This is a genomic window from Paenibacillus mesophilus, assembly GCF_005938385.1.
Taxonomy (GTDB): Bacteria; Bacillota; Bacilli; order Paenibacillales; family NBRC-103111; genus Paenibacillus_AB; species Paenibacillus_AB mesophilus.
This window is the reverse complement of the sequence record NZ_VCRA01000060.1, coordinates 1-11,588: the sequence shown is the minus strand read 5'-3', so window position 1 is coordinate 11,588 and position 11,588 is coordinate 1. Positions and strand designations below refer to the sequence as shown.

9 protein-coding genes and 1 pseudogene are annotated in these 11,588 nt (G+C 43.1%); all 10 read right to left on the bottom strand.

What is annotated here, in order from left to right; genetic code table 11:
- Window positions 1-277, bottom strand: a pseudogene (locus tag FE783_RS36760) (LON peptidase substrate-binding domain-containing protein); the annotation flags it as partial.
- The gene (locus FE783_RS39120) at window positions 223-945 is read right to left on the bottom strand and encodes a helix-turn-helix domain-containing protein (protein WP_202916326.1); all 723 of its coding nucleotides are present in this window, start codon (window positions 943-945) and stop codon (window positions 223-225) included. The pseudogene FE783_RS36760 and the gene FE783_RS39120, both read right to left, overlap by 55 nt.
- Window positions 946-2,397: 1,452 nt before the next feature.
- The gene (locus FE783_RS36750; RefSeq protein WP_158302251.1) at window positions 2,398-3,351 is read right to left on the bottom strand and encodes a serine hydrolase domain-containing protein; all 954 of its coding nucleotides are present in this window, start codon (window positions 3,349-3,351) and stop codon (window positions 2,398-2,400) included.
- 379 nt (window positions 3,352-3,730) lie between these two features.
- Window positions 3,731-4,798: a serine hydrolase domain-containing protein gene (locus FE783_RS36740; RefSeq protein ID WP_138884364.1), complete on the bottom strand. Its 1,068-nt coding sequence runs from the start codon at window positions 4,796-4,798 to the stop codon at window positions 3,731-3,733.
- Between the two features lie 593 nt (window positions 4,799-5,391).
- Window positions 5,392-6,252, bottom strand: coding sequence for an NAD-dependent epimerase/dehydratase family protein (locus FE783_RS36735; RefSeq protein WP_138884363.1), 861 nt, complete (start codon window positions 6,250-6,252; stop codon window positions 5,392-5,394).
- A gap of 629 nt (window positions 6,253-6,881) precedes the next feature.
- Window positions 6,882-7,649, bottom strand: coding sequence for a nucleotidyltransferase domain-containing protein (locus FE783_RS36730; RefSeq protein WP_054024997.1), 768 nt, complete (start codon window positions 7,647-7,649; stop codon window positions 6,882-6,884).
- 134 nt (window positions 7,650-7,783) lie between these two features.
- Window positions 7,784-8,446 carry a tyrosine-type recombinase/integrase gene (locus tag FE783_RS36725; RefSeq protein ID WP_238403431.1) on the bottom strand — a complete coding sequence of 221 codons (663 nt, stop codon included), beginning with the start codon at window positions 8,444-8,446 and terminating at the stop codon, window positions 7,784-7,786.
- A 588-nt stretch (window positions 8,447-9,034) separates the two neighbouring features.
- Window positions 9,035-9,574 carry a hypothetical protein gene (locus tag FE783_RS36720; RefSeq protein ID WP_138884362.1) on the bottom strand — a complete coding sequence of 180 codons (540 nt, stop codon included), beginning with the start codon at window positions 9,572-9,574 and terminating at the stop codon, window positions 9,035-9,037.
- 427 nt (window positions 9,575-10,001) lie between these two features.
- A complete protein-coding gene (locus tag FE783_RS36715; protein WP_202916325.1) occupies window positions 10,002-10,259 on the bottom strand; it encodes an Imm32 family immunity protein in 258 nt (85 codons plus the stop codon).
- Between the two features lie 70 nt (window positions 10,260-10,329).
- The gene (locus FE783_RS36710; protein ID WP_338015946.1) at window positions 10,330-11,340 is read right to left on the bottom strand and encodes a phosphotransferase family protein; all 1,011 of its coding nucleotides are present in this window, start codon (window positions 11,338-11,340) and stop codon (window positions 10,330-10,332) included.
- Window positions 11,341-11,588 lie beyond the last annotated feature (248 nt).

The window sequence follows — 11,588 nt, the reverse complement described above, 5'->3', positions numbered from 1 at the left end:
CTGCAAGTGTCTTCGGCGTAACCTTCTTAGTCAAATTGATGTAATGCTCGAACTGGCTAAGCACCGTTCGCATAAGAGTGTCGATCCCCGGGTCGGTGGACTCTTCTTCGGGCATCTCCGGGACATTAACCTCGTAAAACGAGTCGTTTGCCAAATATTCAACAACTTCCGCTCGCATGATGCCTTCGACCTGAACACGAATGGTTCCGTTCGGCAACTTCATCATCTTCCTCGCCTTGGCAATAATCCCGACGCGATATATGTCGTCAGTAGCCGGAACGGCTCCTCGGTTAACGTACTATTAACCATGCATTCCTCTGCAGCCTCAATCAGCACTCGGTAACCATACCGGGGCTTGCCGTCTTCTTCCTGAAGATCCACATTGTAGCCAAAAACACGTACTCTGTTGTTCCTAGCAGTTTCACTTACACCGAGTTTTTCGAAAACAGTCCGGAATGCCTCATTTTCCATTCCTTCTTCATGGTTAGAGATGTGCAAATAGGTATACATCTTGTCAGGCAGGAACCGGATCACTTTGACGTCGGGGAAGAGCTCTGCTTGTTCCTTATCTTCCTTGTAGGTAATTTGCTCGTATAGACGGATCGGCTCGAAGCTGAAGAACAGTTCGGCGTTGCGATAGGTGGCCGGAGTTAAACCGACGATCTTCTTGAACACCTTGGCAAAAGAATGGTAAGACTCAAATCCACTGTCCCAAGCGAGCTCCTCCACTTTACGTTTAGAGTATCTCAGGTGATTGGCTGCAACGCTTATTCTTCTTTTGCGAATGTAATCTTTTACAGGATGTCCGGTAAGCGCGTAGTACACCCGATACAATTGGGCGACCGATGTATAAGCCTCTTCCGCAATGCTGGAGAGATCAAGCTCCTCGTCCAAATGCTCTTCAATATAGTCGATCGCCCTTTGCACGGACTCCACGTAGCTCATACTTTTCACCTGCTGTCCATTTCGTCTTGGTTATTATTATAGCAAAGGAGATCGTATCCAATATGTTCAAAATTATCAGAAAGTCTCAGCTAGATTTTATGTTTTCAAAAAAGTAAAGACTGCCCTTTTCATGGCAGCCTTCAATTGATGTTTATTGAACTACGGGTTCCCGTTACTTTAATGAGACGGTACAAGCAAAGCAATCAATCCGGTGGCAACTCCATAAATATCTCCGCGATGTTATTGTCACTATATTTGGGTATCTCATAAAAACCGTTCTCCCGTTTCTATAATGAAATAGGGACAGTTGCCGACGACGACCTGCTCCCCTGTGTGAATGAACTATCGTGCCCTTTAGGACGGCACAATTCATTCACGATTATGCACCTATGTTTGTGTCGCCGGACATGTCGGACGACAAGAACTTGACCCTTTAAACGACAAGAACTCCTTCATCACAAAAAAAACGATCAGGAATGATTCCTGAACGTTTTTTTTGATTCTTTCTTAATTCCTTCTCTTCGGACATATTTGATTTAAATTATCCAGTCGATGAATTATTTCCCCAACAAACATCCATGATAATTGTCCGTCAATTACTCTTTCGCATTCATTCTCCCATTTTCTCCATACCGGTGAGGAATTTTTTGTAATTCTGTGTCCGCATGGGACGGTCATCGTGCCAGAAAAATGAGCGTACGGTTATTTCTTTTCCATGCGGGAAAGTTTTTCAACAAGCAAGTGCGAAATTATTATTGAGAGGAGTAGGTCAGTTGAGGGTGAATTTGTTTGCAGTAAGCTGGACGTAAGGAAATAAATAACCAGTGTGAAGAATAAAACGGCAGCAAAATATTGTGCTATAATTAGCCCTCCCATTATACATAGGTTACCTCCTCATACGCCTCCAATCTGTGTAAAGTTGCGCTAAACTCCCGTTAGGTGAGCGAGGCAGCCGATCGATTCGCCGGCTGCCTCGTTATGTCGTAATGTTGAGCTCTCGTATTCCGTTAGCCCCCCATGCCCTGCCGGCCACGGAATTAGCCGGTTGCCATTGTGTTGTTTTTATTCAGTCATCGTACTCCGTCCGGTTTCATGTTTCTGAGAGTTTCTTTCCAATTTCAAATCATAGACTTTTTTATTTTGCCTCGAACGTCACATTCAACCTTAGGTTAAACTTTCTTGCTAGATGTGACGAAGGAATGAAAGGGATTAGACCCGTTGAGACATGGGAGCGAGAATTGCTAGGGCTACATGGAGACGTGCACGATATGGAATGATATAGGTGTGGGAGATCACACCTTTGTTCCCGCATGCCATTTCTACGGTCCCCAGTCACCGGCTCCTCCGTGACTCTCTCCACTCACACTTTGCATGGGGTGTAATCCTGCGAATTCATGAGTCTGAGTGAGGAAACTGAATCATTTCGAGGGGGCGTAACGCCATTGTGTGTTATCACTTTTGAATAACCGAGTTCTTAATATCTGTATAAAGACGAATTGGAAAGTAGTCATCAGAAAGATCGCCTGTGAACACTACAACCAGATTAGTCTTGGGTGAAACGAAAATATATTGCCCTTTAGAGCCCATCCCATAATAATCCCCTTCCGTTCCAATCCACCACTGGTATCCATATTGATATCCATACGATACCGTTGATTTCTCCACCCACTCCGAAGGAATGATTTGAATATTATCCCATCTTCCATTTTGTAAATATAATAATCCGAATCGAGCCATATCTGCAGACCTCAAATACAATCCAGTCCCCCCGAGAGGAATGCCCTGTTTATCTCTGAGCCAGATAGTATCAGTAATACCAATCGGATTAAATAATTTATCTATAGCATATTCCTGTACATTCATTCCAACAGAACGTTGAAGAATCGCCGATAATAAATGAGAATCAGCAGTACTATAATTGAATCTCCTCCCTGGTTTATCAATCATCTGCCTTTCGAGGATATATTGTATCTGGTTGGTGCTTTCGAACATTAAGTTAAATGGGTGTTCTGAGTTGGAATACGGAATGTTTATCTCAGGCCAATTTATTCCAGAAGTCATGGAAAGAAGATCTCGAATGGTGATTGTACTCATTAGATTGCATTCGGAAATCTCATCGAAGAATTCGGATAATTTTTGGTTTATGCTCTGGATTTTCCTATCTGCAATAGCAATTCCGATTAGTGCAGAGATTATACTTTTAGTGACTGAGTATATTTGATTTTTCTTACTTTCATTGTAAGAGGTGAAGTACGTTTCGTTGATTAGATGGCCATTTTGCAAAATCAACATGCTATTAATATTATAATTACCAGACCTAATGTCATTAATTACTCCTTGTATAGTTGAAGCATCCATTCCTTGTTGATTTGCGTTTGTTTTGGGCCATTGATTAAGGAGCCACATTACCTTACCACCACCCATATTCTTTTAATTAAATGTTATCATATGTACATATTTGACGTTGAGAAAGTATTCTATTTAACTAGCCTGCCAGTTACTTCAATGCAGGGAGCAGCTGCCGCGGCGATCTGCTCCCTGCCTAATTTCACTATGGTATCCGTTAGTTTTATGTAATACTAGATATTTCTTTCAATTTATTACTAAACTCCGGTTGAGTTTTTTCATATTCTATATAGTTAATATTTCCCTCGAAATCTAAATAAGCTTGATAGCAAGCACGAATGGCTGGCGCAGTGATCATATCCAGCACTTTTTCTTTTAAAACCCAACGACTACTTCCGAATACCTTCCACTATCCTGCAGGTTCATGAATTGCGGCCGATCACTTTTTCAAAGGGACAAAATCAGGTTGCTCCGCAAGGACCGAGTCTTCACCCGAACGGCCGATTTTCGCCTCATAAATCAATCGGTACAGCTTCAAAATTTGCGGCTGAGGAACCGTCCGGTTCGCATCCGTATCCGCCCGGTGAACCAGGACCAGCCCGGCTTTCGGCCATATGGCGATTCTCTGCCCTCCAAATCCTGCGGCCTCGTACATCCCCAATCCCGTGGCCTCGTCCATACCCAGCATCTTCCACACCCCGGCTCTGGGGATCCACCACAAGTAGCCGTACCCTGCGGACTTCTGTTCATTCATGGAATACGGGAGTGTGCTCTCCTCTACCCAAGACTCCGGAATAAGCTGCTTGTCCGCCCACCTCCCTTTTTGCAGAAAAAGAAGACCGAACCGGGCCAAATCCCGTGCGGTAATCCGATAATGATGGGCGCTGTGCATGGAAAATTGCTTTTGGTGATACCGCCGAGTATGCTGCGAAAGGTGGAAGTCCTCCATATGAAGTGGATGCGCGAGTCTCGCTTCAAACTCTTCAAACACGCCCGATTTCGTTTCCTGCCCGAAAATTGTTTCCAGCGCATTAAAATCCCAATTGTTATAATACCAATGAGTATCCGGCGGATGACTTCCACGAGTGGGGCGATTTTTCTTCATATCTTCCGTTTCTGAAGCGGCTTCAAGATAAATTCCGGAACGGGCCTTGAGCAAGTGGACGATCTTTGCCTGCTTTTCTGCTTCGGTCAGTGGAAGGGAATCATCGATGCCCAGCTCCGCTAACGTTCGGTGTATATCGATCCGGCCTTCCCCGGCATGAATGCCGTATAGCGCGCTTAAGATGCTTTTGCGGACAGAATGGCATCCGTAAGGGGTAGTAATGTTCCCCCAGGCCACCGCAACGGCTCCCCGATCGATAACCATAAAGGCGGCGGAGCCGATTTCCTCATAAAAATGCCGGGCTTCCCGCAACTTCTCCGCTGACCATCCGGCTTGTTCGGGAGCTACAAACTGCAGCCACGGCCCCCCCTCCCTCAACCGTTTTTTGTTCAGTCGCGGCAAAGGATGGTATGTTCTTGTCCCAATTCGGGTTCTTGTCCAGCGAATAGGTCAAGAACTTACACATAAAAAATAAAAAGCCGAAACTTTCATTGAAAGTATGTTCTTGTCCTCCAAGAATGTCAGCCATGGCTTGACAGCCACTACATAAGAATCAAAATCAATCTGTGGAGTATGTTGTCATGTTCTTGTCACCTGTGGGGCATGTTGTCGAGTTCTTGTCATTGACCCAAGACAAGAACATGACAACATAAATGAAAAGAGCCGCGATATACGCGACTCTTAATGTTATATTGTTCTTGTCAGCCGACATCGGTTTTTCTCACATACCGGTTGACATAATCGCAAATTGCTCTATTTCCTTCTGATGGATCGTCAAAACATTTATTCGTCATATTTAAGGTTATTCGTGTAGTGATTAAGTAATCCTGCCCGTTTGCGCAACAACGGCAGCCGAACATTTTCGCCGGCTGCCGTTGTGTTGTCTTTATTCAACTAATGTCTCCGTTTCTTTTTTAGGGTTTTATCTCTTAATTGACATTTTCTTTAGTATAAGCCCTCCTGCAGATTTAAATGTTTCATTCTTGATCTGCTCATTATTGGGAAGCAAGGCTTCGTGAGAACCCGGTACGCCATGTCGGAAATATCGGCTCCCAACCATATTCAAGGCGCGCCTTGGCATTCGATGCACCACGTTCGCCGCGTTCCATGCCCGTTATATAATCGGGTTCAGATGCCCCCAATGCACGCGCATAGACAGGAAGCCATTGTACTGCGGATGCAGGCTCGTTATCCACTATATTGACCGGTCCGGAAGGCCAACCAAGTGCGAGCACAGCCGCGTTTGCCGCATCCTCCACATGAATGAAGGAGCTGATCCCATCGGTTGCGGGCATTTCCTTGCGCAGCACTTTTTCAGCTATTTGCCCGGTGCGCTCGTGCCATGTTCCCGGCCCATAGAACATTCCATAACGAAGAATCACGTACTCAGGTAATGCCGTAACGGCTTGTTCTAACGTAGCGACTGCGTCTACCATCCTAATCCGCGGCTCGGGTGCGTTCAAATCCAAAGGAATATTCTCGGTTGCCGGCCCATCTCCCGGTTCGTAAGCCCACGAAATGCTTTGTGCGACGAAGCGAGTTACCCCTGCTGTCTGGGCAGCTTCGACCAGATTCCGAGTACCTTCCTTTCGGATTCTGGAATTCTCGGAAAAGTTCATATCGCTTAAAGAAGTGAGTTGATGGATAACCGCATCCGGCCGGACTTCTGCCATAGCCGTAATGACGGCTTCCTGGTTAAACACATCGGCGAGCAAAACGCGAGCGCCCATACTTTTCATAAAATGGGCATTACGCTCGTTGCGGGTTATCGTTATAACCTCATGACCTACCTGCAGCAGCCTTGGAAGAAGCTGCCGACCTACTGCCCCGGATCCACCTGCAACAAAGATTCTCATACACTTACCTCCTGAATGTTTCACACTTCTGAGGACTCCTGCCCCATCCTCATATCATAGAAGACAATGAAGAGGATACTTTTGTGACAATACAGTAAAGCATCTAAGTTTGTTACATTCTGATTCATCAGATCGAAGACAACCTCTTTGATCGATGGAGATTAAATGGATAAATGAGGATAGCCTGTGTGCCTGATTGAGATTGAAATCATACGAGCCAACACCAGGTCCTCCGTGTAAATATAAAAACATTGGAAGATTTTTATCACCGTATACCTCATAGTAAATCTTCTTGTTTTTAACCAAAACATATCCGTTCATAATGCTCACTCTCCCCCTATTAACAAACCCAGTTAATGGTGTTTTATCAGAGGAAGCTCATTCCTACAGTATAAAGTTGTCGAACTATGCTGCCATTTTGCTTGATAAAAAAGAGAGCAACTGCCGCGGCAATCTCCCCCCTGGATCATTCAACTATCGTGCCCGTTCAATAGTCTTATGTTTTAATTAGAGTCGCTGCTTATAGTTGTTAGGCTTGCCGAACACCTAATGCAGTGACGTCCCGACGGGCTTAGGGGGCTGGATGTGGTCACTCGCTTCTCAGAGTGACCCGGAGCGTTAATATGGTGTTAGCCGAAGGAAGTTCTGGAAGCAGCCATTGCATTTAAGGCGTTCTCAAAATAGCTATATACTTCATCTGCAATTCCCAGAAACTCTTCAACAAGTACATTACTATCCAAGTAACAAGCATACAGATAATCAACTAAAGCGGAGTCAATCTCACAATAGTTTAATATGGCATTCTTCATCTTAATAATGTCATCTTGCCATACACCTGTATCTTCTAAAACCAAAGAGTATAATGCACGAATTAATCTCTTAGAGTAACCTTTAATATATCTAGTTTTCATTGTGTTATCACTAGCATTAGAAAGTAAACTATGTATACGATCTACTTCCTCCTTGGTCTCTGTATTTAAGTCTAAAATGAACTCTGGAGAAATAATTATCGGTGGTACTTTTTCACCAACGTCATGACCATATATGCAAACACAAATTATCTTTACCCAAAAACCCCACTCATTTGGTTTACTTAATACATCGTCAATCGAGCAAATTATCGTATCAATCTTAGTTACTACTGGATATTCTTCCAAAAGCCTGTCTTTAATATTTGACAATCTTTCGTAATCAATATCTTTGGGATTTACACATACAATAGTAAAGTCTGCATCTGACTTAAAAGGTTTAGCAGTTCCTTTTGGAATCGAGCCACACATATAAATGCTATGAATCTTACCTTTAAATTCGGTAAGTATATTATCTATATACTTATCAACAAAATCCTTATATTCACTTTGTATTACAATTCTATTTATAACTTTTTCTAATATCATATAGACTCCTCCTAAACTAAGAACTTCTTTCGGCTAACGTCTTTTTTGCGAACTTCGTAAATTCGTCATGACTTAAGTTATTCGCGAAATCATTCAACTATCTTGCCATTTAGTTTAGCGGGGCCCTGTGGCCCCTAAAAGTACCGTCTATATAATTCCCGTCGGCGTTCCCCGCGAAGCTGAGCGTAGATCTGTGTTGTCGAGGCCTTTTCGTGACCCAGCATTCCTTGAATAAAATCTAACGGGGCACCATTATCAAGTAAGTGACAAGCATATGTATGACGAAATCGATGAGGATACACGTTGACTGCAACCTCTCCACGGGCTGCAAGTTTCTTTACCGAATAACGTATTGTGGGTATGGCCAATCGTCGTACAGGGAAGGTTTCCGTCACAAATAGGGCTTTGCAAGTATCCTTTCGACTCTCCAGGTATTTCTTTAACCAGACCTTACATTCGGTTGTAAAATACACTTCTCGTTGCTTAGATCCCTTGCCGTGCACAATCGCAGAGCAACTCTCCCAGTTGATATCTTCAATATCTAATTTATGAACCTCACCTACGCGACAACCCGTGCAATACAAAAACGCCAGGAGTGCGTGCTCGCGCAGGGAATCGCAGGTTAACTTGAGATTAATTACATCCTCTTCAATCAAAAACTTAGGGATCCGCTTCTCCATCTTCGGTTCTCTAAGCTTAACCGTAGAATTTTTAGCAATATGTAATACAATTAACAAGTCAGTATCTGACCATAAGTCAACTATGTCATCTGTTTGTTGGGAGCCCCGCAGAACCATACCCCTTACTCCCTTTAGATTTGCTGTAATTCCGCTAACTGCATGATTCAAGAAAGAGTTCACGCTTTACCCTCTTTTCGAAATAGATGTATTTGATGCATTTCCCTTGCAATCATAACATGTCCCCAAATAAAATTAAGGTAGAGAATGACTGTAGCTGCTGCCCCGTTAGCTTCATCCCATTTCCAATTTAAGGCCCCCCCCTCCCTCAACCGTTTTTTGTTCAGTCGCCGCTAAGGATGGTATGTTCTTGTCCCAATTCGGGTAACGATGTAAGTTCTTGTCCAGCGAAAAGGACAAGAACTTACACATAAAAAATATAAAGCCGAAACTTTCATTGAATGTGTGTTCTTGTCCTCCAAGAATGTCAGCCATGGCCTGACAGCCACTACATAAGAATCAAAATCAATCTGTGGAGTATGTTGTCATGTTCTTGTCACCTGTGGGGCATGTTGTCGAGTTCTTGTCATCGACCCAAGACAAGAACATGACAACATAAATGAAAAGAGCCGCGATATACGCGACTCTTAATGTTATATTTTTCTTGTCAGCCGATAAAAGTTTATACTGACGGAACTTATTGGCGAATTAAGGAAAATCGAGTTCTGCGTCCACTACACGGAAAAGCTCCGCGACTTTGGCGGGATACCGCTGCTCAAGCGCCTCCCATGTGTCCGTCCTCAGCCCCAAAAAATCGTGCGTATCCGATAAGTAGGAGCCTTCGAATAAGCGGAATTCATAGCTCGGTTTGACCATTTCGTTAAACGCTCGGATCGTGATGTAGCGGTCCTTGCCGGAGAACGTAAGCTTTACCGTATGAGGTGTCCCGTTATAAGTAACGAGCAGCCCCTCCTCGATCGTTTCGACTTCGACCTGTTCGTCCGGCAGCCGTTTGCCGAACAAATGGACAATGTCCTCGTCATACTCTCTCCAGTCCACTGTCGCTGCAAAAACAAAAGCGAATACGATCGGGATTTGTTCCTCAATCGTATACTCCTCCGCCATGCTTCGAATGTCGTTCAGCTCGCCCTGCTTCAAGCGCTTCGTATGCTTCTCGATGAATCGGTTTAATCCTTCGCGGTCTCCCTCGAACAAAAAGGCCAAATCTGCCTCGTCCGGCATTCGCATGTAAGATTCCTCCTCCGACTCGTTACCGATTTCTATCTTCTCTTTCTATTAACCTATAACAAATATCGGATAATCCAGCATCCTGCCTAGGCCCCAATTTGTGGAAGATGTGGCTTGGAATTCACTTGCCGTCGTGTGATCAATGCTCCCCCGCAGCGCTTCATTCCATATACAGTTCATCCCGGATTGGAGATGTTTACATCTTCTGCTAGTCCAGCTGTTGAAAGAAAATAAAGTATTAGACTGGTGCAGTTGATTTGACACGGTTTCAGAGTTGGAAAAACTTCAGGTATTGAATAATAAGTATTAGATTTACCACAATATTTTCACCAGCGGCAGTCATGAACGAGAAATAAAGTTCTGGCCGGCTGCCGTTGTGTTTCTATTTTTAACTATCGTGCTCCGTTTGTTCAGCGCTTAAATCATCTCATTTTAACTCAATGACAAAACTGGCTGATCCTTTATCAAGGCAAGTCGCTTCTTCATAATGGATGTGAAAACCTGAGAAAAGATCATTATAAGCAATTGATAACAATTGCTTGGCTAAAGAAATTAACCCCTCTTTGTTTGCCTCAATTACAAAATCGTTTCCCATATTAATTGCTCTTATTTCGAAATTCTTCTCCCATACAATCTTCAAACCTTTGATAGCATCATATTCTGGGATTTCAATTTCCACTTTCATTTTATCACCCCTATTTTTATATTTGAAGTAAACGTGTTAAATTCAGCTATCGTTTCCCGTCGTTGAACATTCAAAACAAAAATGCAGCCGACTCCGTATATCTTTCAACCCATTGAGAAAAAGGAAGATCATTATCCCAAGTGACATTGTTTATTGCTTTGGCACAACCCCAATCTAAAACCCGTTGGTGAAGCATGTGGACCCTAAAGCGTTCAAGAAAGGCTTCTTTTGCTTCACAATTGTTGTAATAAACAGAGATGAAGTGCTTTGCAGACTCTTCCTCCCCATTATCTAGATACATGGCGATCATTCTTGGCAGGTCAGCAATTCCATCACCAAAGTAACCAGTTGTAAAATCAAAAATACCACTCAACAGCCAACCATCAGGTTTATCTTGCACAAGGATGTTATCTGCTTTAAAGTCCCCCATGACGAAGGTTGGTGAGCGCAAGCCATCGAATACTTTTTCAGAAGCTGTCAATAAATTCTCAACCCATTCAGTATCTTTAGCGGTGATTACTGAATATTTTTTAGCATCCTCCAACCAATATCTTATTCTGTTGTAAAGCCAAGTTTTATAGGAACCATCAAACGGACGGATATTTTGATATTTAGAATCGAACTCGCCATACACATCTACTTTCCAATGATGTAATTCGCATAAGCTTATTGCTAATAATTCAGCAATTTGTTTCTTATCTTCTCCGCTAAGTTCTTCAAATTCTGGCTCATTAATATGTCTGCCTGTGAGACGAGGCATAATAGAATAACTCCAACCAAATATGTCTTCCTGTTCATCCACCAGGTATGGGGAGGGAACAGGCAATTTTGTTAGTCTAAGTAGATTATCTACATAGAATTTTTCTTCAATGAATTGACTCGAAAACAGTGGGTTTCCTTTAAGCACATACACTCCCGAGGAGGATCTGACAAACAAGGTCTGGTTCCCCACACCTTTTGGCGTTTTTTCAAATGAAATGAGTTTTCCTAGGTCGAAACGGTTAAGCATCGACTGTAATTGCTCGTTTGTCACTACACCCAATTGGTTCGAAGAAAAAAATATTTCAGTTGTCAATTGCACTCACCACCACCTAAAAATCAATAAATAAAAATTCGTTTCCAATTGTTAATATCCTGTTCGTTAGCGGGAAAGGGCTGCCAATCCACCGGCAGCCCTTACTTAATACGTTATATTGCACTATAGACTATAGTCTCCGTTTAGCTTAACGAACTTAAAATGGGTATCGCTTTTCACTTTCGGCTTTACTTTTTATATATTCGTTTCGCCGCATGAGTAAACGTTCCATATACGATCGTAAAAACATCACG

Coding starts and splice junctions, on each gene's coding strand:
- FE783_RS39120 (WP_202916326.1), bottom strand. CDS start 945: ATGAGCTACGTGGAGTCCGTGCAAAGGGCGATCGACTATATTGAAGAG.
- FE783_RS36750 (WP_158302251.1), bottom strand. CDS start 3,351: ATGTGGCTCCTTAATCAATGGCCCAAAACAAACGCAAATCAACAAGGA.
- FE783_RS36735 (WP_138884363.1), bottom strand. CDS start 6,252: ATGAGAATCTTTGTTGCAGGTGGATCCGGGGCAGTAGGTCGGCAGCTT.
- FE783_RS36730 (WP_054024997.1), bottom strand. CDS start 7,649: ATGATATTAGAAAAAGTTATAAATAGAATTGTAATACAAAGTGAATAT.
- FE783_RS36725 (WP_238403431.1), bottom strand. CDS start 8,446: ATGGTTCTGCGGGGCTCCCAACAAACAGATGACATAGTTGACTTATGG.
- FE783_RS36720 (WP_138884362.1), bottom strand. CDS start 9,574: ATGCGAATGCCGGACGAGGCAGATTTGGCCTTTTTGTTCGAGGGAGAC.
- FE783_RS36715 (WP_202916325.1), bottom strand. CDS start 10,259: ATGAAAGTGGAAATTGAAATCCCAGAATATGATGCTATCAAAGGTTTG.